Raw genomic sequence first — 22,761 nt, 5'->3', positions numbered from 1 at the left:
GACATGGAACCCATGAACGCTGGATGCGCACGGCTCCACGGCGGCGAGGCGCCCGCCGGATCTGCCGGTGTGCTTGTGAAGCTCATGAGACTGACCCTGTTGAGCACGGTGATCCTGGCTGGCTGCGACAGCGGTAAAGCCGCCATGGCGGATAGCCCGGACTGCACTCGAATCATTTCTTCGATCGAACGCCTTGCCTGCTTCGACGCGGCCGCCGGCACGCCACCCTCCGCCCCCGTCAGGCAACGTCCGGTCGCACCGGACATGACTGAGGCCAGACAATCCACCGACATTGCGCAACGGGTCAAGGCCAACGAGGCCGGGCGGCGTCCCGAAGAGACGGCGTCGAGGATCACGCATCGCGCGGATACCCTGCTCGGACAGGACAAAGTGGTGATTTCCGCACCCGCGCTGGGCGGTGCGGCGCCCCACACCTACCTGGCGATCAGTTGCCTGTCGAACATATCCCGCCTGCAGTTGCTGAGCCCCGAGCCGCTTCCGGTGAACCACATCACTGTTCGCTTCCTGCTGGACGGCAGAGCAATGACCGCCCGTCCCTGGCAGGTACTGGAAGACGGTACGGTCAGCGATGCAGGCCGTGGACTGGTGGCGATCGAGCAACTGCGCCTTCTGGCACGTCCGGGCTCGCTGCTGCAGATCGAAAGCGATCACGCCCCCTTCGATGACATGCGCTTCGATGCCAGCGCCCTGTCGGCCCAGATCGCTCGACAACGAGAGGCATGTCATTGGTGAAACAGCTTTCTCCACTCGATCTCACGGCGCTGCTGAGGCCGCTGGACGAACGCCAGCCTGCCGGTGCGTTCGATGAAGAAAACGAGCTGTTCCAGAGCGTCGACCACGAGATGGTCAAGCTCGGCGGCTTGCAGGCACGAACCATTGACTGGCGCTTCGTCGACGAGGGTGCACGGGAGTACCTGAGCAACCACTGCAAACACTTTCGTATGGCCGGGCACCTGATGACCGCGCACTTGCAGACCAACAGCTGGCGCGGCTGGGCCGAGGCCGCAGCGGTGCTGGCCGGCATGGTGCAGAAATACTGGGAAACCGGACACCCCAAGCCTGGCGCCACGGGGTACCCGGGCAAACGTCGCCTGGTGACCCGCTACCTCGAACAGTTGGGCGATGCCTTGCCCAGGCTGCAAAGCAAAGGCTATGCCAAAGACTTCCACAAAGCCGGCCAACAGGCGCTCGACAGTCTTCAGGCAAGCACACCGCTGACCCTGCTGGAGGTTGCGCAACTCAGCAGCCTGGAACGCAAGCTGCGACAACAGGCCGAATCCGCCGGCGCACCGGAACTCGCCGGAGAATCCCTCGATCGGTACGGTGTGGAGGAGACGCTGGAAGAGGCTTTCTTCGTACCACTGCAGGTCAACCCGGGCAACGAACGGGAGAATCGCCGTTCGCTGCTGTCAGCCGCTGACATCATCAATCATCAGGATGCCTACGACCCGACCGGCTATCTGCTGCGTCGCTTCGCCCTCTGGGCACACCTGACCCAGGCGCCTTCGCCACGCAAGGAAAGGCGCACCGAGCTGATGGCGGTCCCGCTGGATGTCGCGAACAGCTACGACAAGGCCCTGACGGCCAACAACATCGGTCCGGCGCTTCTGCAACGCGTCGAACGCAGTGTCTCATCGTCACCGTATTGGCTGCGCGGCAGCTTCCTGTCGGCAGCCATCGCTCACAAGCTGGAGATGCCGCGAGTGGCCGAAGCCATACGCCAGGCTGCCGAACGCTTCGTGACCCGCCTTCCGGCCTTGACCGCACTGGAGTTCGCCGATGGTCGCCCCTTCGTCGATGACGATACGCAGGCGTGGCTCAGCGGTGCCGGTCAGGACACGGCCACCGGCGATGGCCTGGAGTACCCGGCATTGCGCGAAGAACTGAGTGCGCAGCTCGACGCCGCCGGCGTGGAGCCGATGCTGCGCAGCCTCGAATCGCTGCAGCAGCGCAAGAAGGATGCAAGACACGCCTGCCATGTCATGGCCATCGCCGCGGAACTGCTCGCATCCCGCGGACTGACCTGGCTTGCCGAAGGTTTGTATGCCCGCGCGCACAACCTCATGAACACCGCCTCCACCCGCGTGTGGGAACCCGAACTCTATGAGCTGCTGGCGCGTCACGCGTCGGCAGACGAGGAGCGCAAGAATTGAACAGGAGCATCGCCATGGGGAACATCAGGAGCAACTTGCAGCGATACGGGCGACACGCCCTGCGCTGGTTCAAACCCGGCATGCCGCTCATGCTGCTGGCAGCGCTGATTCTGGGCGTCGTCGCCATCTGGTGGCTCGGTCCGCAATGGGCGCCCGCTGGACGCAAACCGCTCGAAAGCCTTGCCGCACGGGTCCTGGCCACGCTGCTGCTGTTACTCATCCCTCTGCTGGGCTGGACGCTCCACCTGCGTCGGCGCACCCGACTGCTGGAGTCGGAGCGCAAGCACGACGAGGCGATGAAGTTCGATGGCTATCTGCGCTACCTCGACGCACAGGAACGCGACCTCGACCGCAGCCTTGCGCTCCTTCAGGCCAATCTCAAGGGGCGCAATGCCTTGTACCAGGTACCCTGGTACCTGGTGCTGGGACAGGAGAACTCGGGCAAGACCAGCTTCGTGAACCGCTCAAGCCAAAGCTTCTCCTTGACTCGCGAGGCCAAGGCCGGCAGTTGGCGCCTGCAGGACGACCCGGACAGGATCTATCCGATCGAATGGAGCATTGGCGACCAGGCGGTGCTCATCGATCCTCCCGGCGAGATCATCAGTCAGCCGACGGTTGCAGCGCAGACGCAGGCGGACGAGAAGCTGGACGAGGGAAGTGACGCGTCGCCAGCAGCCCCCTCCGGTCTGCCGGCGGACCTCAACTCGCGGCTCTGGAGCCACTTCGTCACCTGGCTGGGCCGCAACCGCAGCCGCCGGCCGCTGAACGGCGTGGTGCTGATGGTCAGCCTGGTCACCCTGCTCAACCAGAAACCCAGCGATCGCAAGGCCCTGGCCGCGCTACTGCGCGCCCGACTGATCGAACTCAGCCGCGAACTGGGTACCCGTCCCCCGTTGTATGTCGTGCTCAGCAAATTCGATCTGATCGAAGGATTCGAAACCCTGTTCGCCCGCCTGCCCAAATCGGCGCGGGAAGACATTTTCGGCTTTACCTTCACCCTCGACTCGGTACGGGACTACGATGCCTGGCTGGAAGAACTGGGGGCACGCTACGACGCCTTCCTCGAGCGCCTGAACGAACAGGTCTTCGATGCCATGGCGGAGGCCGTCGAAAGGTCGCAACGCGAGTCCCTGTACTCACTGGTGCGGCAGATGTCCGGCCTGCGTTCGGTTCTCCTGGACTTCCTCGCGGATGTGATGGGCAGTGACCGCTACGCCACGCCGTCCTTGCCTCGCGGCGTGTTCTTTTCCTCGGTGTACCAGCAGGGTGTGCTCAACAACGCATTCGTCACATCGGCGGCGCAAAGCTACGGTCTGAGCGAGCCGGCCAACAAGATGCACCCCAGCGGACGGGCAATGGTGTACTTCGCCCAGCAGCTGTTCCAACGCGTCATCTATCCCGAATCCGGACTGGCGGGCGACAACCCGCGGGTCCTGAAGCAGAAGAAGCATGCCCTCGCCCTGCACTTCGGCATTGCCTCGCTGGGCAGCATGCTGATCATCGGCGGCTGGCAGCACTACTACACCATCAACCGCGACAAGGCCTCGAGCGTGATGGAGCGCAGCCGCGGCTTCAGCGCCAGCGCCATCGACGGCGAACTGGACCCCACCGGCTACAACCTGCTGCAGCCGCTCGACCAGATCAGCAATGCAGTCGCCGTCTATGGCAACTACCGTGATGCCTGGCCACTGCTGGCCGACATGGGCCTGTATCAGGGTCGGGCAATAGGCCCCAAGGTGGACGAGGCCTACCTGGCACTGCTGTCGCAACGCTTTCTGCCGGCGTTGGCCAGCGGGGTCATGGAAGCGCTGGACGGCTCCGATATCGACGGCGACAGGCAGCTGGCTGCCCTGCGTGTGTACCGAATGATCGAAGACCGCTCCAATCGGCGCACGCCGGTGGTCGAAGGCTGGATGGCCGGATATTGGCAGAGGGCCTTCCCCGGCGAGCACGGCACCCAGCGCGCCTTGATGCGCCATCTGGACTACGCCATGAAATACGTCGACACGCAGTTGCCGCAATACCAGGAGCGGGTTGCCACGGTTCAGCGGCACCTACGGCAGATTCCGTTACCGGAGCGGGTGTACATGACCATGCGCCAGGAAGCGAGCGCGTCCCGGCTTTCACCGTTGGACCTGCGCAATGAAATCGGTCCGGCCTTCGATATCGTCTACCAGGCAGACCCCGTTGCCCCGGGGTCGTCCGAATCCTCGAACGGTCGCATCGATGCGCTGTTGACTGCGAAGGGATACCGCAGCTACTTCGCACGACACAATGAAGACCTCACCGCATTGGCGATGATCGATCAATGGGCACTGGGCGAGCGCAGCGGGGTCGACTATTCGCAAGCGGATAAAACCAACCTGAGCGGACGAATCGGAGCCATCTACAGCCGGGCCTACGTGGATACCTGGCAGCGCAATCTCAGCCAGATCGAAGTCCGCGACTTCCAGGACATCGCCGACGCCGTCAGCATCCTGGCCAGTGTCACTGGCCCGACCGCACCCCTGCGCCGCCTGCTCGAAACAGTACGCGACAACAGTGAATTCGGTACTTCGGCAATTCCCGACAGTTCTGCGCAGCCCCCGGCCGAGCAGGCGACGACGCTGGTCGAGAAGGCGGCCAGACTCGACGCTGATGGGACCAGCTCCCCGTTGCTCCTGGATATCACACGCAGCTTCGCGCCCTTGACCCAATTGCTGGAAGTCAGGGGAGAGCGAGCGTCCTATCTGGAAGAAACCATGCAGGCAATTGCCAGGGTTCAGGACCAGGTGCGCAGCGTGCATGACAGCCCCGACCGCGGCAAAGCCGCGCTCGGCGTGGTGGTGGAGCGTTTCTCGCTGACGGGCCCCGACCCCATCGCCAACCTGCGCAGGATTGCCGCCGGACTACCGGAGCCGATGAACCGGCAGGTGGCCAAGCTGGCCGACGAGTCCTCGCGGGTGATTCTGGTGGAAGCGTTGCGCGAGCTGGAGCAACGCTGGGACAAGGACGTTCATCGCTTCTACCGCGAGCGCCTGGCCGGTCGCTACCCGTTCAACCCGGCCAGCCGGGAGGACGCTTCGCTGGAAGACTTCACCGCGTTCTTCGGCCCGCAGGGACGACTGCAACAGTTCCGCGAGCAGTACCTGAACCTGTTCCTCGAAGACAACCTGGAGGCCCTGTACTCGGAACGCCTCGGTGGTTATCTGGTGCGCAACGACGTACAGACCCGACTGGAGTCGGCCGAGCGCATCCGCGATGCCTTCTTCAACAGTCGCGGGCTTCTCGGCGTGCAGTTCCATATCGAGCCGCTCGGTCTGGCACCCAACAAGCGCAGCAGTTCGATCAGCGTCGAAGGGCAGCTCATCACGTACAACCATGGCCCGACCATCAGCACGGCGCTGATCTGGCCGAACACCCTGGCGCCCAACAACGAAAGCCGCATGACGCTGGTCAACGCCGGAGGCAGCAGCAGCGGTCTGGTCTATCGCGGAGCCTGGTCTTTCTATCGGCTACTGAGTCAGGCACGGCTGAACGGCAACACCAGCACCAGCGTGGACATCAGTTTTTCTGCACCGGACGGCGGCATGCGCTATCGCATCAGTACGGAGAAAGCCAACAACCCGTTCACACAGCCGCTGTTCAAGGGCTTTGCCTTGCCACGAACGCTGTTGCAGGAAGGGCTGTAGGCCAAACCAGCGGCCGCTCTTCAGCCGCCGCTGACCGCCCGCCGGTCCTCCCGCGGGCAACACTGGAAACGCGCCCGGTAGCTGCGGGTGAAGTACGACGGTGAGTCGAAGCCACAGGCAATGCTCACGTCGAGCACGCTCATCTCGGTCTGGCGCAGCAGTTGCCGTGCCTTGTCCAGGCGCAGGCGCAGGTAGAAGCCGCTGGGCGTGTCGTTCAGGTACAGGCGGAACAGGCGCTCCAGCTGGCGCCGGCTGACCTGCACCGAATCGGCCAGGTCCAGGGTATTGAGCGGCGTTTCGGTGTTGCGCTCCATGGCGCCGATCACCTGCACCAGCTTGCTGTTGCTGATTCCGTAGCGCGAGGCGATCTGCATGCGCTGGTGGTCCTGACGCGGACGGATGCGACCGAGCACGAACTGTTCCGACACCTGGATCGCCAGCTCGGCGCCATGGGCCTGGGCGATCAGGTCGAGCATCAGGTCGATGGATGCGGTACCGCCCGCCGAGGTGATGCGCCGGCGATCGACCTCGAACAGTTCCTGGGTCGCCTCCAGGCGCGGATAACGCTCCTTGAAGGCGTCCAGCGCTTCCCAGTGCAGGGTCACCCGATGCCCGTCGAGCAGACCGGCCTCGGCCAGCAGCAACGTGCCGGTGTCGATGCCGCCCAGCACCACACCGTCGTGATCGAGCCTGCGCAACCAGTGCGCCAGGCCCGGGCTGTAGCTTTGCAGCGGTTCGAAACCGGCCACCACCAGCAGGGTCGCGCCCTTGCCCAGGGCCTCCAGCGGACCATCGGCGTTGACCGACATGCCGTTGCTGGCCAGCACCGCCCCGCCATCCAGACTCAACACCCGCCAGCGATACAGCCCGGCGCGAAAGCGGTTGGCCACGCGCAGCGGCTCCAGCGCCGAAATGAAACCCAGGGCGGAGAAACCCGGCAACAGCAGAAAGTGAAATTCCCGGGGCATGAACGCTGCTCGCTGACCAAGAGTTCCCGGTTAATACTCCGCCGGTCGCCACTGTGCAAGAGCTGGTCGCCAGAGTGCGATTTCACCGGGCCATCCCCGCGTAACTTGAGCATCACGGCTCGCAGAAGCCGCCCCCCATAACAATTAGAACTGCCGTTGGAGGAGCCACCATGCAATCGATCAGTCGTTCGCTTCTGATGCTCGTCGGTACCGCAATCCTCAGCACCAACGTGATGGCCGCGGAGCCGGCCGCCTGCAAGAACGTGCGCCTGGGCGTCGTCAACTGGACCGATGTGATGGCCACCAGCGCCATGACCCAGGTCCTGCTCGACGGCCTCGGCTACCAGACCAAACAGACCAGCGCCTCGCAGCAGATCATCTTCGCCGGTATCCGTGACCAGCGCCTGGACCTGTTCCTCGGCTACTGGAACCCGATCATGACCCAGACCATCACCCCGTTCGTCGACGCCGGCCAGGTCAAGGTCCTCGACGCACCGAGCCTGAACGACGCCCGTGCCACCCTCGCCGTGCCCAAGTACCTGGCCGACAAGGGCCTGAAGAGCTTCGCCGACATCCATAAGTTCGAGAAGGAACTGGGCGGCAAGATCTACGGCATCGAACCCGGCTCCGGGGCCAACACGCAGATCAAGGCGATGATCGCCAAGAACCAGTTCGGCCTCGGCAAGTTCCAGCTGGTGGAGTCCAGCGAGGCCGGCATGCTCGCCGCGGTCGATCGCGCCGTGCGGCGCAAGGAAGCGGTGGTGTTCTTCGGCTGGGCACCGCACCCGATGAACGTGAACATCGACATGGAATACCTCAGCGGCAGCGAAAACGCTCTCGGCCCGGACGAAGGCCGCGCCACGGTGTGGACGGTGACCGCGCCGGACTACGCCAGCCGTTGCCCGAACGTCGGCCGCCTGCTGACCAACCTGACCTTCAGCGCCGAGGACGAGAGCCGCATGATGCAGCCGCTGCTCGACCACAAGGACGCGCTGGAATCGGCACGCCAGTGGCTCAAGGACCATCCCGAGGACAAGGCACGCTGGCTCGAAGGCGTGACCACCTTCGACGGCAAGCCGGCCGCCGACAACCTCAAGCTCACCGCCAACTAAAAGCCGCACTCCCGTGTAGGAGCTGGCTTGCCTGCGAAAGGACCGCGCAGCGGTCCCCGAATGGTGTTGCCTGATTGGGACCGCTGACGCGGTCCTTTCGCAGGCAAGCCAGCTCCTACAGGCCATTCGCGCAACGAACCGACCCGACACGCCTGAAGGAAACCGCAATGAACCACGACGTCATCATCACCTGTGCCCTCACCGGCGCCGGCGACACCGCCAGCAAGAGCCACTTCGTCCCGGTCACCCCGAAACAGATCGCCGAGGCCGCCGTGGAGGCGGCCAAGGCCGGCGCCACCGTGGTCCACTGCCACGTCCGCGACCCGCAGACCGGACGCTTCAGCCGCGACGTCAACCTGTACCGCGAGGTCATGGAGCGCATCCGCGAATCCGACGTCGACATCATCGTCAACCTCACCGCCGGCATGGGCGGCGACCTGGAGATCGGCCCCGGCGAAATGCCCATGGAGTTCGGCACCGGCACCGACCTGGTCGGCCCGCTGGAACGCCTGGCCCACGTCGAGGCACTGCTCCCGGAAATCTGCACCCTGGACTGCGGCACCCTCAACTTCGGCGACGGCAACAGCATCTACGTGTCCACCCCGTCGCAACTGCGCGCCGGCGCCAGGCGCATCACCGAACTGGGTGTGAAAGCCGAACTGGAAATCTTCGACACCGGCCACCTGTGGTTCGCCAAGCAGATGATCAAGGAAGGCCTGCTCGACGACCCACTGTTCCAGCTGTGCCTGGGCATTCCGTGGGGCGCGCCGGCGGACACCACCAGCATGAAGGCCATGGTCGACAACCTGCCGCCAGACGTGACCTGGGCCGGCTTCGGCATCGGTCGCATGCAGATGCCGATGGCCGCGCAGGCGGTGCTGCTCGGCGGCAACGTGCGGGTTGGCCTGGAAGACAACCTGTGGCTGGAAAAAGGCGTGCTGGCCAGCAACGGCCAACTGGTCGAGCGCGCCGCGGAAATCCTTCACCGCCTTGGCGCCCGGGTCCTCAGCCCCGCCGAAGGCCGCGCCAAAATGAACCTGACCCGTCGCTGATTCCCAGGAGAACTTCATGAGCTTCATTACCGACATCAAGACCTTCGCCGCCCTCGGCAGCGGCGTGATCGGCAGCGGCTGGGTCGCCCGCGCCCTGGCCAACGGCCTCGACGTGGTGGCCTGGGACCCCGCGCCCGGCGCCGAGGAAGCCTTGCGCAAGCGCATCGCCAATGCCTGGCCGGCCCTGGAGAAACAGGGCCTGAAACCCGGCGCCGCGCAGTCGCGCCTGCGTTTCGTCGCGACCATCGAGGAGTGCGTGCGCGATGCCGATTTCATCCAGGAAAGCGCACCGGAACGCCTGGAGCTGAAGCTCGACCTGCACGGCAGGATCAGCGCCGCGGCCAAGCCGAACGCGCTGATCGCCTCCAGCACGTCGGGCCTGCTGCCCAGCGAGTTCTACGAGTCATCGAGCCACCCGCAACGCTGCATCGTCGGCCACCCGTTCAACCCCGTTTACCTGTTGCCGCTGGTGGAGATCGTCGGTGGCCGCAATACCGCGCCAGAGGCGATCGAAGCGGCGAAACAGGTGTACAGCGCCCTGGGCATGCAGCCGCTGCACGTGCGCAAGGAAGTCCCCGGTTTCATCGCCGACCGCCTGCTCGAAGCGCTGTGGCGCGAGGCGCTGCACCTGGTCAACGACGGCGTGGCGACCACCGGCGAGATCGACGATGCGATCCGCTTCGGCGCCGGTCTGCGCTGGTCGTTCATGGGCACTTTCCTGACCTACACCCTGGCCGGTGGCGACGCTGGCATGCGTCACTTCATGGCCCAGTTCGGCCCGGCGCTGCAACTGCCATGGACCTACCTGCCGGCGCCGGAACTGACCGAGGAGCTGATCGACGCAGTGGTCGACGGCACCAGCGAACAGCGCGGCGAACGCAGCATTGCCTCGCTGGAGCGCTATCGTGATGACTGCCTGCTGGCGGTACTGGACGCGGTGAAAACCACCAAGGCCCGCCATGGCCTGAACTTCAGCGATTGAGGAGAGACGCGAGATGCCTGCCCTGCAGACCTACCGAACCCCATTGATGCCGGACTGGGTCGACTACAACGGGCATCTGCGCGATGCCTTCTACCTGCTGATCTTCAGCTATGCCACCGATGCGTTCATGGAATGCATCGGCCTGGACGGCGACAACCGCGAGGCCACCGGGCATTCGCTGTTCACCCTGGAGTGCCATCTGAACTACCTGCACGAGGTGAAGCTGGGCACCGAGGTGACCGTGCGCACCCAGGTGCTCGGGCATGACCGCAAGCGCGTGCACCTGTATCACAGCCTGCATCGGGAGGGCATCGACGAGGCGCTGGCGGCGAACGAACAGATGCTCCTGCATGTGGATCTGGCGGGGCCGAAGTCGGCGGTGTTTGCGCCGGAAGTGCTGGAGCGGTTGCAGGGGATCGTGGCGGAGCAGGCTAACCTGCCGGTGCCTGAGTTCGTTGGCCGGGTAATGAAGTTACCTGGGTAGTTTCGGGCCTGCGTCGCAGGCCTTCGCGGGCAAGCCACGCTCCTACGAGGGATTGAACGCGCCGCCCTCGTAGGAGCGTGGCTTGCCCGCGAAAAACCATCCGCAAAAAAATTGCCCCGGCAAGCCGTGACGCAGCCGGGGCAAAGAGCGAGCAACCTACCGTGTTCAGAAGGGTGGTGACCAAACCGCCCTCGATCTGTACATGGCCCCCAGTGTGCACACTCCCACGTCACTCGATTTTGCCGAAAACGACCTGTTCATAGGTAAAGCGGCCATCGCGACAAACTGTCCTTGCCCCGTCTGCCGGGCGCTTCCAGAATCGGTTCGAGACCACACCTGCCACAAGGACAAACACCATGATGCATGCGGATTTGATTGATCAGGAAGACCTGGTTGGGCACCTGCGGGCCCTGGGTTTCGAGACGCCGTCCGGGGTCAGTGCCGAACAGGCGTGCGAGCACGCGGTACGCGGGCTGGACGAGCCACAGGCGAAGGCGCTGAAAGGGATGGTGGAGCAGATGTACACCGGCAGCGCGACGATCCTGCCGGCGGTGCGTCAGGCCATTGAAAAGCAGCTGTTGCCTGCGCTGGCCGAGTACAAGGCCAATCATCAGTGAATTGAAGGGCCTCATCGCGGGCAACGCCCGCTCCCACAGCGGGCGTTGCCCGCGATGAGGCCCTCACATTCAGCACAAGGTTCCGATCACAACCTCACACTGGCAAACGTCGACTCGTTGCGCGCCTGGCTCAGCGCCGCCATCGGCCCGGCCATCGGCGACAGCACCAGCGCCTGCGGAATCGGCATCATCGCCACCTGCTGCGCGGTATTCGAACCCACACGCTCATCCCGCGGCGGAATGCCGAAGTACTCGCGGTAGCACTTGGAGAAGTGCGGGGTGGACACGAAGCCGCACACCGAGGCCACTTCGATGATCGACATCGGCGTCTGCTTGAGCAGCTGCCGTGCGCGAATCAGGCGCAGCTTCAGGTAGTAGCGCGACGGCGAACAATGCAGATATTTCTGGAACAACCGCTCCAGCTGACGCCGCGATACCGAGACGTACACCGCCAGTTCGTCCAGGTCGATCGGCTCTTCCAGGTTGGCCTCCATCAACGCGACGATTTCCTGCAGCTTCGGCTGGTTGGTGCCGAGCATGTGCTTGAGCGGCACACGCTGGTGATCCTGCTCGTTGCGGATGCGCTCGTAGACGAACATTTCCGAGATCGCCGCCGACAGCTCGCGGCCATGATCGCGGCTGATCAGGTGCAGCATCATGTCCAGCGGCGCGGTGCCACCGGAACTGGTGAAACGGTTACGGTCGAGGGTGAACAGGCGCGTGCTCATGCTCACCCGCGGGAAGGCTTCCTGCATCGCCGCCAGGCATTCCCAGTGGACGCTGCAGTCGAAACCGTCGAGCAGCCCGGCGCAGGCCAGCGCCCAACTGCCGGTGCACACCGCGCCCAGACGGCGCGACTGGCGGGCCTGGCTCTGCAGCCAGGTCACGTGTTCGCGGGTAACGGTACGCTGAATGCCGATGCCGCCGCAGACGATCACGGTGTCCATCGGTGGCGCCTTGTGCATCGCCGCGTCCGGGGTGATCTGCAGACCGTCGCTGGCCCACACCTGACCACCATCCACACTCAGGGTATGCCAGCGGTACAGCTCGCGACCGGACAGCTGGTTGGCCATGCGCAGCGGCTCCACCGCGGAAGCCAGGGAAATGAGGGTGAAATTGTCCAGCAGCAGAAAGCCGATGGATTGAGGTGTGCGGGCTTGGGATTGGGTCCCGGAGTTGTACGACGTCATCGCGATCTCTCCTCACACAAAGCAGGTTGCGCCCCAGGCGTGGGCTTTTCTTGTTATGGGCCCTGTCGACTCGATTGCAGGGCATGGCCATTCCACTCGCAATTGCCGTGCCGGAAATTGAATGGGCATTCAATAAATCCTGAAAGCGACGTCGCGATACGTCTAAGAAGCGACTTGCAACGGCACGAAAATCAGGCGAAGAGGCGCGGGCCAAAGCATGCCCAGCGATTTCGTGGGCAGATCGGTATCACCACTGCGTGGGATACCCAGAAACGACACATCAGAATGTCACCGCTGGTACTGCGGGAATTGTTTCCAATGCGTGAAAGACGCTTCCGAACCCGCGCGCCAAAAGGCGGCGCGGGTGCGTAGCAATGAACAAAAACAGCGCAGCGAAATCAGCACTCGATGGCGCTGACCGCCAGGCCGCCGCGCGAGGTTTCCTTGTATTTGTCGTGCATGTCGGCACCGGTATCACGCATGGTGCGGATCACCCGGTCGAGGGAAATGAAGTGCTCGCCGTCGCCGCGCAGGGCCATCTGCGCGGCGTTGATCGCCTTCACCGCGGCGATCGCGTTGCGCTCGATGCACGGCACCTGGACCAGCCCGCCGACCGGGTCGCAGGTCAGGCCGAGGTTGTGCTCCAGACCGATTTCCGCGGCGTTCTCCAACTGCTCCGGGGTCGCCCCGAGCACTTCGGCCAGCCCCGCCGCCGCCATGGCGCAGGCCGAACCGACTTCGCCCTGGCAACCCACTTCGGCGCCGGAAATCGAAGCGTTCTTCTTACACAGGATCCCGACCGCCGCGGCACCGAGGAAGAAGTCCACCACACAGGCCTCGCTGACTTCGTCGCTGAAGCGCATGTAGTAGTGCAGCACCGCCGGGATGATCCCCGCCGCGCCGTTGGTCGGCGCGGTGACCATGCGCCCGCCGGCGGCGTTCTCTTCGTTGACCGCCAGGGCATACAGGTTGACCCATTCCATGGCGCTCAGGGTCGAGCCGATCACGTTGGGCTTGCCCAGCTCCTGCAGGCTGCGGTGCAGCTTGGCCGCGCGGCGCTTCACATTGAGTCCGCCGGGCAGCGTGCCTTCATATTTGAGACCGTTTTCCACGCACTCCTGCATGGCCTTCCAGAGTTTCATCAGACCCGCGCGAATCTCCGCCTCGCTGCGCCAGACTTTCTCGTTTTCCAGCATCAATTGCGACACGCGCATGTCGTTTTGCTTGCAGCGTTCGAGCAGCTCCGCGGCGCTGTTGAAATCGTAGGGCAACACGGTGGTGTCGCTGTCCAGCACACCGCTGGCAGCCTGGGCCGCATCGACCACGAAGCCGCCACCGACCGAGTAGTAGGTATCGCTGTGCAGCTCGCCTTCGGCGTGCTCGGCGACCAGGGTCATGGCGTTGGGATGGTAGGGCAGGTTCTCGTCGAGCAGGCACATGTCGCGGCTCCAGACGAACTCGACGGGCAACCGGCCATCGAGCTGCAAGGTGTCTGTTTCGCGCAATTCAGCGATACGCTGAGAGATGGTGGACGGGTCGATCGCATCCGGCCACTCGCCCATCAGGCCCATGATCACCGCGTTGTCGCTGCCGTGTCCGACACCGGTGGCGGACAGCGATCCATAGAGGCGTACTTCAATGCGCCGCACCCGTTCCAGCTCGCCGCGTTCGCGCAGGCCCTGGACGAACAGGGCGGCGGCGCGCATGGGCCCGACGGTATGGGAACTGGACGGGCCGACACCGATCTTGAACAGGTCGAACACACTGATGGCCATGGCCACGAACCTCCTGATTGGGCAGGTGCGCGCAGCCCGGACAGGGGTGCCACAGCTGCTACGCTGACTGGGCGGCAATCCGCCGATTCCGCGCATCATCAGGCTTTTGGCGGTACCTCTGACGTCTGCAACCGACCCACTCTTGTCCAGCAACGCCGCCCCTCGCGGCGGGTCGAAAAGCGCCGTTTTTTGCGGCGCAGTTCACGGGAAGGAGCCTGTATCGGGGCCGTTTGATCCATAAACGACCTCATCGGCACTGGATGCGACCCTGCCTGTACTGGTTACGACGCACCCTGTAGGCGTTTGTTTTTCGCTGGTAGATGATCGTTATCGACTCGATTGCACGGCACTCGTCCCGCTGTCGTCCGGCAGCCGGCCCGACCGAATGCAGAGATAAAGCACGGCGGTCCCTGGGACATCCGAAAAAAAACACTCAGGAGTCCATACATGAAAGGTTCACCCTCGTTGTTACTGGCCGCGCTATTGAGTCTTCCGGTGCTGGCCCAGGCCGCGGAGCCTGAACAATGTCACACGGTCAACTTCTCCGATGTCGGCTGGACCGACATCACGGTCACCACCGCGGTGACCAGCGCAGTCCTCCAATCCCTTGGCTACAAGACCCGCACCACCATGATCTCGGTTCCGGTGACCTACAAGTCGCTGGCCGACGGCAAGAACATGGACGTGTTCCTCGGCAACTGGATGCCGACCATGGAAAACGACATCAAGCAGTACCGCGATGCCGGCACCGTGGAAACCGTGCGCGCCAATCTGGAAAACGCCAAGTACACCCTGGCCGTGCCGCAGGCGCTGTACGACAAGGGCCTGAAGGACTTCGCCGATATCGTGAAATTCAAGGACGAACTGGGCGGCAAGATCTACGGCATCGAGCCGGGCAACGACGGCAACCGCACCATCCAGAGCATGATCGACAAGAACGCCTTCGGCCTGAAGGACGCCGGCTTCAAGGTGGTCGAGTCGAGCGAGGCCGGCATGCTGTCGCAGGTCGATCGTGCGCAGAAACGCGACCAGGCCGTGGTGTTCCTCGGCTGGGAACCGCACCCGATGAACACCCGCTTCAAGATGAAGTACCTCACTGGCGGTGATGACTACTTCGGTCCCGATTTCGGCAAGGCCACGGTCCTGACCAACACCCGCAAGGGCTATGCACAGGAATGCGCCAACGTCGGCCAGTTGCTGAAGAACCTGTCCTTCACCCTGGACATGGAAAGCAGCCTGATGGGCAACGTCCTCGACGACAAGATGAAGCCCGACGCCGCCGCCAAGGCGTGGCTGAAGAAGAACCCGCAGGTGCTCGACACCTGGCTGGCCGGGGTCACCACCGTTGACGGCAAACCCGGCCTGGAAGCCGCCAAGGCCAAACTCACGCAGTAAGCACGTCCCCGCGGCGGCCACGACCGTCGCGGGGAGTTTCCGAATCCTTGCAGGTGGACGCTCGCTATCATGCTGATCGATCAAAAAATACCCCTGGGCCAGCACATCGCGGCCTTCGTTGAATGGCTGACCCAACACGGCGCCAATTACTTCGATGCCTTCGCCGCGGCGCTGGAATGGATGATCCACGGCGTGACCGGGGCCCTGACCTGGTTCAATCCGTTCGTCCTCATCGGGCTGATCGCGGTGGGCGCACACCTGATCCAGCGCAAGTGGGCGCTGACCGCGTTCTGCGTCGCCTCGTTCCTGCTGATCCTCAACCTGGGGTACTGGCAGGAAACCATGGAGACCCTGGCCCAGGTGATGTTCGCCACCCTGGTCTGCGTGGCCATCGGCGTGCCGCTGGGCATCGTCGCGGCGCACAAGCCGATGTTCTACACCGCCATGCGCCCGGTGCTCGACCTGATGCAGACGGTCCCCACCTTCGTCTACCTGATCCCGACCCTGACCCTGTTCGGGCTGGGCGTGGTTCCCGGGCTGATCTCCACGGTGGTGTTCGCCATCGCCGCGCCGATCCGCCTGACCTACCTGGGTATCTGCGACGTGCCCCAGGAACTGCTCGACGCCGGCAAGGCCTTCGGCTGCTCGCGCCGGCAACTGCTGTCCCGTATCGAACTGCCCCATGCGATGCCGAGCATCGCGGCCGGTGTCACCCAGTGCATCATGCTGTCGTTGTCGATGGTGGTGATCGCCGCGCTGGTGGGTGCCGACGGCCTGGGCAAACCCGTGGTCAACGCACTGAACACTGCCGATATCGCCCTGGGCTTCGAAGCCGGGCTGGCGATCGTCCTGCTGGCAATCATGCTCGACCGTATCTGCAAACAACCCGATGTACAGGTAAGGGGTGAGGCATGAGCATCATTCGCTTCGAAGACGTAGACGTCATCTTCTCCAACCGACCGCGGGAGGCCCTCAGCCTGCTTGACCAGGGCCTTTCGCGGGAGCAGATCCTGAAGAAGACCGGCCTGGTGGTGGGCGTTGAAAAAGCCAACCTGGATATCAACAAGGGCGAGATCTGCGTGCTGATGGGCCTGTCCGGTTCGGGCAAGTCGAGCCTGCTGCGCTGCATCAACGGCCTCAACACCGTCAGCCGCGGCAAGCTGTTCGTCGAGCACGAAGGCTCGCACATCGACATCGCCCACTGCACCCCGGCGGAACTGAAGATGATGCGCACCAAGCGCATCGCCATGGTGTTCCAGAAGTTCGCCCTGATGCCCTGGCTGACCGTGCGCGAGAACATCAGCTTCGGCCTGGAAATGCAGGGCCGGCCCGAGAAGGAACGGCGCAAGCTGGTGGACGAGAAACTGGAGCTGGTGGGCCTGACCCAGTGGCGCAACAAGAAGCCGGACGAACTCTCCGGTGGCATGCAGCAGCGTGTCGGCCTGGCCCGCGCCCTGGCGATGGACGCCGACATCCTGCTGATGGACGAACCCTTCTCCGCCCTCGACCCGCTGATCCGCCAGGGCCTGCAGGACGAACTGCTGGAGCTGCAGCGCAAGCTGAGCAAGACCATCGTCTTCGTCAGCCACGACCTCGACGAAGCGCTGAAGCTGGGTAGCCGCATCGCCATCATGAAGGACGGCAAGATCATCCAGTACAGCAAGCCGGAAGAGATCGTGCTCAACCCCGCGGACGACTACGTGCGCACCTTCGTCGCCCACACCAACCCGCTCAACGTGCTGTGCGGCCGCAGCCTGATGCGTACCCTGGACAACTGCAAGCGGGTCAATGGCTCGGTGTGCATCGATCCGGGCGGCGACTCCTGGCTGGACCTGGCCGACGGCGTCATCAAGGGCGCGCGCCAGGGCGTCAACGGCCTCGACCTGCAGAACTGGGCACCGGGCCAGGCCGTGGAAGAACTGGGCCGCAAACCGACCCTGGTCAGCGCCAGCATCGGCATGCGCGACGCCTTGCAGATCCGCTACCAGACCGGCAACAAGCTGGTGTTGCAGGAAGGCAACAAAGTGGTCGGCATTCTCGGCGACAGCGAGCTGTATCACGCGCTGCTGGGCAAGAACCACGGCTGACCTCAAGCCCCTCATCGCTTGCAGGCCAGCTCCCATGCCCGTGGGAGCGAGCTTGCTCGCGAAGGACCGCAGAGCGGTCCCACTCCGCCAAACCCCGCCTGTTCACGCATCGCTGAAGGCTTGCCGGGAAACCGCGTCAAGGCCGCCAGGTACCTGTCTTGAATCTTGCAGCGCCCTGAAGATCGAGCGCCGCCCGCGCGGCGCATCGCTGTGCATGACGATGCTCTTCTAGCGTCCTGGAGATCGAGCGCCGTCCGCACGGCGCTTCGCGAGCAAGCTCGCTCCCACATTCGTTGCAACGTGCCATGGCCTGTGGGATTTGAGTTGTCAGCCTTTGTTTTTTCGGCGATGCATCGCGGGAAGGCTGTTGGGCTCGACTCGGTATCGAGTCGAACCAACAAGGCGGTCAACCATGGCCTGACAGACATAGGTACGTTGCAACAGATGTGGGAGCGGGCGTTGCCCGCGATGCGCCGTGCGGACGGCGCTCGATCTCAAGGGCGCCACAAGACTCAAGACAGGCACCTGGCAGCCATAAGGCGGCCCCATCACCAACAAACCAGCCCCACCGCAACCCCATGAAAAAAGGGCCTCACCGTCACCGGCAAGGCCCTTTTTCCACTTCAACGATCAGCTATAGACCCGACCCAACAACTGCCGGTGACTCTCGAACTGATCCAGTACATCCCGGGTGATCTGCTCCGGGGTGAAGCCCATCAGGTCATATTCCTGACTGCCGTTGTGCAGGTACACCTCGGCCCGATAGAAGCGCTGGCGCACTTCGCTCTCGCCTTCCACCGGCGCTTCGCTCGGCGCGGCCAGGTAGCCGTCGAGGCTGACTTCGTAGACGAACGGGTTGCCCTCTTCCATCTCGATGCGCAGGCCCATGGCCTCGCGCGACTGGCCCACGCGGGTCTGCACGTTCAGCCCCATGTTGCGCAGCTGCTCGGCGGCATCCTTCAACGCCGGGCTGACCTGCTTGTCCATGAAGCGCTGGACCATCGCCTGGGTCGGCTGCAGGTCCAGCTGGCTCAGGCGCTCGCTGAAGCCACGACGACCACGGGCAGCCAGTTCGGCCTGCTCCTGTTCGATCTGGCTGTCCTGCTTCATCGCCTTGTACAGGCCGAACATGAACACCACCAGCACCACCGAGAACGGCAGGCCAGCCAACACCACCATGGTCTGCATGGCTTCGAAATTGCCGGCGAACAACAGGCCGATGGTCACCAGGGTGATGATCGCGGACCAGAGGATACGCAGCCAGTGCGGCGCGTCTTCGTCGACGTTGCCGCCCTTGCACGACAGGTTGGCCATCATCACCGCGCCGGAGTCGGCCGGGGTGAGGAACAGCACGAAGCCGACGAATACCGCGACACCCACGACGATCTTCGCCGCCGGGAAGTGTTCCAGCAGTTGGTAGATCGACATCGACGGCTGTTCCAGGGCCGTCCGCCCCAGTTCCACGGCCCCCTGGTTGATCACCAGGTCCAGCGCGGTGTTACCGAAGATCGACAGCCAGGCCAGGGTGAAGCCCAGCGGAATCAGAAGCACGCCGGCAACCAGCTCGCCAACGGTACGGCCATGGGAAATCCGCGCGATGAACATGCCGACGAACGGACCCCAGGAGATCCACCAGGCCCAGTAGAACACGGTCCACAGGCCCAGCCAGCGCTCGGACTTGGCCGCGTCGCCTTCGTAGACGTACAGGTCGAAGGTCTTCAGCACCACACCGTTGAGGTAGTCGCCGATGTTCTGCACGAAGCCGTTGAGCAGGTGCAGGGTCGGGCCGTTGAGCAGGACGAACAGCAGCAGGCCGCTGAACAGCAGGATGTTCAGGTTGGACAGGCGGCGAATGCCATTCTCGACACCCGACACCGCGGCGATGGTCGCCACGGTGCTCATCACCAGGATCACGATCAGCAGGTTGGTGTTGCTGTGCTCCATGCCGAACAGATATTCCAGGCCGGACGACACCTGCATCGAGCCGATGCCGAGGTTGGTCACCAGGCCCAGCAGGGTCACGAACATGCCGAAGATATCGACCATGTGCCCGGCCGCACCCTTGACCCAGCGCTCGCCGACCAGCGGATACAGCGCCGAGCGCAGGGCCAGCGGCTGGTTGTGACGGTAGGCGAAGTAGGCCACGGCGAGGCCGACCAGGGCGTAGATCGCCCAGCCGTGCAGGCCCCAGTGGAGGAAGGTCAGCTGCAGGCCTTCACGGGCTGTCTGCAGGCTCGGCGAGGCGCCGCCCGGCGGATTGAAGTAGTGGTCCAGCGGCTCGGAAGCACCGAAGTACAGCAGCGAGATACCGATGCCCGAGGAAAACAGCATGCCGGCCCAGGCGCCGTAGCTGAAGTCCGGCTTGTCGTCCTTGCCGCCCAGCTTGAGCTTGCCGTAGCGGGAGAAGGCGATGGCGATGACGAACAGCAGGTAGCCGCCGATCACCAGCATGTAGTACCAGCCGAAGCTGCGCGACAGCCAGGCTTGCGCCTGTCCGAGCACACGACCGGCGGTTTCGGGGACCGCGATCAGCAAGGCAGTCAAACAGAGGATCAGCAGCGTCGAGGTGAAAAACACCACGCTGTTGACCCGAACCCTCTCGGCGGGGGTCTTGATCAGGGAGGCAGAACTCATTGCACGGATGCTCCAAGGCGGTGCGTAGGAAAAGGAGAAACAACCCGTCACCCGGGCAATTGGTGCAATAGCCCTATCGCCGCAGGTGATATAAAAGCACCTTGAAAAACCGTGATCCCAAATCGAATGCGTTGAAAACAGCGTGAAAACCCCGGCTCGAGGGTTTCGCCGCAGGGCCCTGGGCCGCTCGGCGGAGCTGTTCAACGTTGCGTCTGTGCGCGCCAACAACCTTGTTCCAAGGGGGTTACACGTCTTTTCGGGGGTGCCGATTCGCGCTTTCTGACGGGCGCAAAAGCCTGTCAAGGGTACGAATTGTCGCAGAGCTTATTCTTTGTTGATTGAACGTTCAATCAAAACAAAATAGACTGGCCTTCGCCGAGTCAGCCGCTTGTCGTCTGCTCGCAGGCCTGAGGAGATTTGCAAGATGCCCAAGGTCGGTATGCAACCCATTCGCCGCCAGCAGTTGATCGAAGCCACGTTGACGGCTATCGACCAGGTCGGCATGGGGGATGCCAGCATTGCGCTGATCGCCCGTTTGGCCGGTGTGTCGAATGGCATCATCAGTCACTACTTTCGGGACAAGAACGGCCTGATCGCAGCGACCATGCAGTACTTGATGACGGTTTTGAGCGAGGGCGTCGCCGCCCGTCGCCAGGCACTCACGGACAACAGCCCGCGCGCCCACCTGCAGGTGATCATCGAAGGCAACTTCGACGCCAGCCAGGTCAATGGCCCGGCAATGAAAACCTGGTTGGCGTTCTGGGCCACCAGCATGCACCAGCCGTCCTTGCACAGGTTGCAGCGGATCAACGATCACCGCCTGTATTCCAACCTGTGCTGCCAGTTCCGCCGCGCCATGCCGCTTGCCGAAGCACGCAGCGCAGCCCGCGGCCTGGCAGCTCTGATCGACGGTCTGTGGCTGCGCGGTGCGCTCTCCGGAGACGCCTTCGATACCCACCAGGCGCAGCAAATCGCTTACGAATACATGGATCTACAACTGGCTAAACAGACGAGCCCGGACACACAGACCCAGGCCTCTGAAGCCCCGCGCAAGCCCTCCCGGAAGAAGTCGGGAGCCGCTGCCGGATAGCCCCCCACATTGCACTTGCGAGGACACTATGGCCCGTTTCGAAACGCAAAAACTCTACATTGATGGCGGTTACGTCGACGCTGGCAGCGATGCCACCTTCGAAGCCATCAACCCGGCCAACGGCGAAGTCCTCGCCCATGTGCAACGCGCCACCCAGGCCGACGTCGAACGCGCCGTGGAAAGCGCCGAGCGCGGCCAGAAAGTCTGGGCCGCAATGACCGCCATGCAGCGTTCGCGCATCCTGCGCCGCGCCGTGGACATCCTGCGCGAGCGCAACGACGAACTGGCCGCCCTGGAAACCCTGGACACCGGCAAGTCCTACTCGGAAACCCGCTACGTCGACATCGTCACCGGTGCCGACGTGCTGGAGTACTACGCAGGCCTGGTGCCGGCCATCGAAGGCGAGCAGATCCCGCTGCGCGAATCGTCGTTCGTCTACACCCGCCGCGAGCCGCTGGGCGTCACCGTCGGTATCGGCGCGTGGAACTACCCGATCCAGATCGCCCTGTGGAAATCCGCCCCGGCCCTGGCCGCCGGCAACGCGATGATCTTCAAGCCGAGCGAAGTCACCTCGCTGACCACCCTGAAACTGGCCGAAATCTACACCGAAGCCGGCCTGCCCGACGGCGTGTTCAACGTCCTCACCGGCAGCGGCCGCGAAGTCGGCACCTGGCTGACCGAGCACCCGCGCATCGAGAAAGTCTCCTTCACCGGCGGCACCACCACCGGCAAGAAGGTCATGGCCAGCGCCTCCAGCTCGTCGCTGAAGGAAGTGACCATGGAACTGGGTGGCAAGTCGCCGCTGATCATCTGCGAGGACGCCGACCTGGACAAGGCCGCCGACATCGCCATGATGGCCAACTTCTACAGCTCCGGTCAGGTCTGCACCAACGGCACCCGCGTCTTCGTTCCTGCATCGATGAAGGCCGCTTTCGAAGCGAAGATCGTCGAACGTGTCGCGCGCATCCGTGTTGGCAACCCGGAAGACGAAAACACCAACTTCGGTCCGCTGGTCAGCTTCCCGCACATGGAAAGCGTCCTGTCGTACATCGCCAAGGGCAAGGAAGAAGGTGCCCGCGTGCTGTGCGGCGGCGAGCGCCTGACCGAAGGTGAATTCGCCAAGGGCGCCTTCGTCGCGCCGACCGTGTTCACCGACTGCCGCGACGACATGACCATCGTCAAGGAAGAGATCTTCGGCCCGGTGATGAGCATCCTCAGCTACGAGACCGAGGAAGAAGTCGTCCGTCGCGCCAACGACACCGAATACGGCCTGGCCGCCGGCGTCTGCACCAACGACATCAGCCGCGCCCACCGCATCATCCACCAGCTGGAAGCCGGTATCTGCTGGATCAACGCCTGGGGCGAGTCGCCGGCGGAAATGCCGGTCGGTGGCTACAAGCAGTCCGGTGTCGGCCGCGAAAACGGTATCAGCTCGCTGGCCCAGTACACCCGCATCAAGTCGGTCCAGGTCGAGCTGGGCAACTACAACTCGGTGTTCTAAGCGCCCCTTTGTAGCCGCGCCCGGTCCCG

At 63.8% G+C, this 22,761-nt stretch carries 17 protein-coding genes; 13 read left to right on the top strand and 4 right to left on the bottom strand.

Annotated elements, in window-relative coordinates; translation table 11 throughout:
- The first annotated feature begins 3 nt into the window (after positions 1-3).
- The 3 genes from vasI to tssM are packed head-to-tail and all read left to right on the top strand — an operon-like array spanning position 4 to position 5,845.
- Positions 4-753 (top strand): type VI secretion system-associated protein VasI, encoded by a 750-nt coding sequence (vasI, locus tag CHB99_RS07725; RefSeq protein ID WP_245655661.1) that lies wholly within the window; start codon positions 4-6, stop codon positions 751-753.
- Positions 741-2,174, top strand: coding sequence for a type VI secretion system protein TssA (gene tssA / locus CHB99_RS07720; protein ID WP_042129391.1), 1,434 nt, complete (start codon positions 741-743; stop codon positions 2,172-2,174). The genes vasI and tssA overlap by 13 nt, the downstream gene beginning before the upstream one ends.
- Positions 2,175-2,188: 14 nt before the next feature.
- Complete coding sequence (gene tssM, locus CHB99_RS07715; protein WP_042129393.1) at positions 2,189-5,845, top strand: type VI secretion system membrane subunit TssM; 3,657 nt, start codon at positions 2,189-2,191, stop codon at positions 5,843-5,845.
- A 20-nt stretch (positions 5,846-5,865) separates the two neighbouring features.
- Here the strand turns inward: tssM and CHB99_RS07710 are convergent, their stop codons facing one another.
- A complete protein-coding gene (locus tag CHB99_RS07710; protein WP_042129395.1) occupies positions 5,866-6,813 on the bottom strand; it encodes a GlxA family transcriptional regulator in 948 nt (315 codons plus the stop codon).
- A gap of 170 nt (positions 6,814-6,983) precedes the next feature.
- Between CHB99_RS07710 and choX the strand changes: the two genes are divergently transcribed.
- The 5 genes from choX to CHB99_RS07685 all read left to right on the top strand — a co-directional run bounded on the left by choX (position 6,984) and on the right by CHB99_RS07685 (position 11,060).
- Complete coding sequence (choX, locus tag CHB99_RS07705; RefSeq protein WP_089266462.1) at positions 6,984-7,925, top strand: choline ABC transporter substrate-binding protein; 942 nt, start codon at positions 6,984-6,986, stop codon at positions 7,923-7,925.
- A gap of 167 nt (positions 7,926-8,092) precedes the next feature.
- The gene (cdhC, locus tag CHB99_RS07700; protein ID WP_042121355.1) at positions 8,093-8,977 is read left to right on the top strand and encodes a 3-dehydrocarnitine:acetyl-CoA trimethylamine transferase CdhC; all 885 of its coding nucleotides are present in this window, start codon (positions 8,093-8,095) and stop codon (positions 8,975-8,977) included.
- 16 nt (positions 8,978-8,993) lie between these two features.
- Positions 8,994-9,959, top strand: a complete 966-nt coding sequence (locus tag CHB99_RS07695) for an L-carnitine dehydrogenase (RefSeq protein ID WP_042121354.1) — start codon at positions 8,994-8,996, stop codon at positions 9,957-9,959.
- Between the two features lie 13 nt (positions 9,960-9,972).
- Complete coding sequence (locus CHB99_RS07690) at positions 9,973-10,443, top strand: thioesterase family protein (RefSeq protein ID WP_042121352.1); 471 nt, start codon at positions 9,973-9,975, stop codon at positions 10,441-10,443.
- Between the two features lie 356 nt (positions 10,444-10,799).
- Positions 10,800-11,060 (top strand): hypothetical protein, encoded by a 261-nt coding sequence (locus tag CHB99_RS07685; RefSeq protein WP_042121349.1) that lies wholly within the window; start codon positions 10,800-10,802, stop codon positions 11,058-11,060.
- Positions 11,061-11,146: 86 nt separating this feature from the next.
- Here the strand turns inward: CHB99_RS07685 and gbdR are convergent, their stop codons facing one another.
- A complete protein-coding gene (gene gbdR, locus CHB99_RS07680; RefSeq protein ID WP_042121347.1) occupies positions 11,147-12,250 on the bottom strand; it encodes a choline metabolism transcriptional regulator GbdR in 1,104 nt (367 codons plus the stop codon).
- A gap of 398 nt (positions 12,251-12,648) precedes the next feature.
- A complete protein-coding gene (locus CHB99_RS07675) occupies positions 12,649-14,025 on the bottom strand; it encodes an L-serine ammonia-lyase (protein ID WP_042121345.1) in 1,377 nt (458 codons plus the stop codon).
- Positions 14,026-14,472: 447 nt separating this feature from the next.
- Between CHB99_RS07675 and CHB99_RS07670 the strand changes: the two genes are divergently transcribed.
- From CHB99_RS07670 to choV, 3 genes are all read left to right on the top strand, one after another.
- Positions 14,473-15,420, top strand: coding sequence for a choline ABC transporter substrate-binding protein (locus tag CHB99_RS07670; RefSeq protein ID WP_042121343.1), 948 nt, complete (start codon positions 14,473-14,475; stop codon positions 15,418-15,420).
- A 66-nt stretch (positions 15,421-15,486) separates the two neighbouring features.
- Positions 15,487-16,335: a choline ABC transporter permease subunit gene (choW, locus tag CHB99_RS07665; protein ID WP_170946366.1), complete on the top strand. Its 849-nt coding sequence runs from the start codon at positions 15,487-15,489 to the stop codon at positions 16,333-16,335.
- Positions 16,332-17,507 carry a choline ABC transporter ATP-binding protein gene (gene choV, locus CHB99_RS07660; RefSeq protein ID WP_042121340.1) on the top strand — a complete coding sequence of 392 codons (1,176 nt, stop codon included), beginning with the start codon at positions 16,332-16,334 and terminating at the stop codon, positions 17,505-17,507. Before choW ends, choV begins: the two co-directional genes overlap by 4 nt.
- A 630-nt stretch (positions 17,508-18,137) precedes the next feature.
- Here choV and CHB99_RS07655 read toward each other — a convergent pair.
- Positions 18,138-20,084 carry a BCCT family transporter gene (locus CHB99_RS07655; RefSeq protein WP_245655572.1) on the bottom strand — a complete coding sequence of 649 codons (1,947 nt, stop codon included), beginning with the start codon at positions 20,082-20,084 and terminating at the stop codon, positions 18,138-18,140.
- A gap of 481 nt (positions 20,085-20,565) precedes the next feature.
- Between CHB99_RS07655 and betI the strand changes: the two genes are divergently transcribed.
- Together betI and betB are read left to right on the top strand one after the other, a co-directional pair.
- Positions 20,566-21,231, top strand: a complete 666-nt coding sequence (betI, locus tag CHB99_RS07650) for a transcriptional regulator BetI (RefSeq protein WP_042121335.1) — start codon at positions 20,566-20,568, stop codon at positions 21,229-21,231.
- Between the two features lie 28 nt (positions 21,232-21,259).
- Positions 21,260-22,732, top strand: coding sequence for a betaine-aldehyde dehydrogenase (gene betB, locus CHB99_RS07645; protein WP_042121333.1), 1,473 nt, complete (start codon positions 21,260-21,262; stop codon positions 22,730-22,732).
- Positions 22,733-22,761: the final 29 nt, after the last annotated feature.

Source organism: Pseudomonas japonica, from assembly GCF_900188455.1.
Lineage (GTDB): Bacteria > Pseudomonadota > Gammaproteobacteria > Pseudomonadales > Pseudomonadaceae > Aquipseudomonas > Aquipseudomonas japonica.
Note: the sequence above shows the minus strand (reverse complement) of the source record. Positions and strands in the feature narration are given on the sequence as shown.

Excerpts from the sequence above, each read along its gene's own strand:
- CHB99_RS07670 (WP_042121343.1), top strand. The coding sequence starts at position 14,473 with ATGAAAGGTTCACCCTCGTTGTTACTGGCCGCGCTATTGAGTCTTCCG.
- cdhC (WP_042121355.1), top strand. The coding sequence starts at position 8,093 with ATGAACCACGACGTCATCATCACCTGTGCCCTCACCGGCGCCGGCGAC.
- CHB99_RS07710 (WP_042129395.1), bottom strand. The coding sequence starts at position 6,813 with ATGCCCCGGGAATTTCACTTTCTGCTGTTGCCGGGTTTCTCCGCCCTG.
- CHB99_RS07675 (WP_042121345.1), bottom strand. The coding sequence starts at position 14,025 with ATGGCCATCAGTGTGTTCGACCTGTTCAAGATCGGTGTCGGCCCGTCC.
- CHB99_RS07685 (WP_042121349.1), top strand. The coding sequence starts at position 10,800 with ATGATGCATGCGGATTTGATTGATCAGGAAGACCTGGTTGGGCACCTG.
- betI (WP_042121335.1), top strand. The coding sequence starts at position 20,566 with ATGCCCAAGGTCGGTATGCAACCCATTCGCCGCCAGCAGTTGATCGAA.
- CHB99_RS07690 (WP_042121352.1), top strand. The coding sequence starts at position 9,973 with ATGCCTGCCCTGCAGACCTACCGAACCCCATTGATGCCGGACTGGGTC.
- betB (WP_042121333.1), top strand. The coding sequence starts at position 21,260 with ATGGCCCGTTTCGAAACGCAAAAACTCTACATTGATGGCGGTTACGTC.
- tssA (WP_042129391.1), top strand. The coding sequence starts at position 741 with ATGTCATTGGTGAAACAGCTTTCTCCACTCGATCTCACGGCGCTGCTG.
- choV (WP_042121340.1), top strand. The coding sequence starts at position 16,332 with ATGAGCATCATTCGCTTCGAAGACGTAGACGTCATCTTCTCCAACCGA.
- CHB99_RS07695 (WP_042121354.1), top strand. The coding sequence starts at position 8,994 with ATGAGCTTCATTACCGACATCAAGACCTTCGCCGCCCTCGGCAGCGGC.
- tssM (WP_042129393.1), top strand. The coding sequence starts at position 2,189 with ATGGGGAACATCAGGAGCAACTTGCAGCGATACGGGCGACACGCCCTG.
- choX (WP_089266462.1), top strand. The coding sequence starts at position 6,984 with ATGCAATCGATCAGTCGTTCGCTTCTGATGCTCGTCGGTACCGCAATC.
- gbdR (WP_042121347.1), bottom strand. The coding sequence starts at position 12,250 with ATGACGTCGTACAACTCCGGGACCCAATCCCAAGCCCGCACACCTCAA.
- vasI (WP_245655661.1), top strand. The coding sequence starts at position 4 with ATGGAACCCATGAACGCTGGATGCGCACGGCTCCACGGCGGCGAGGCG.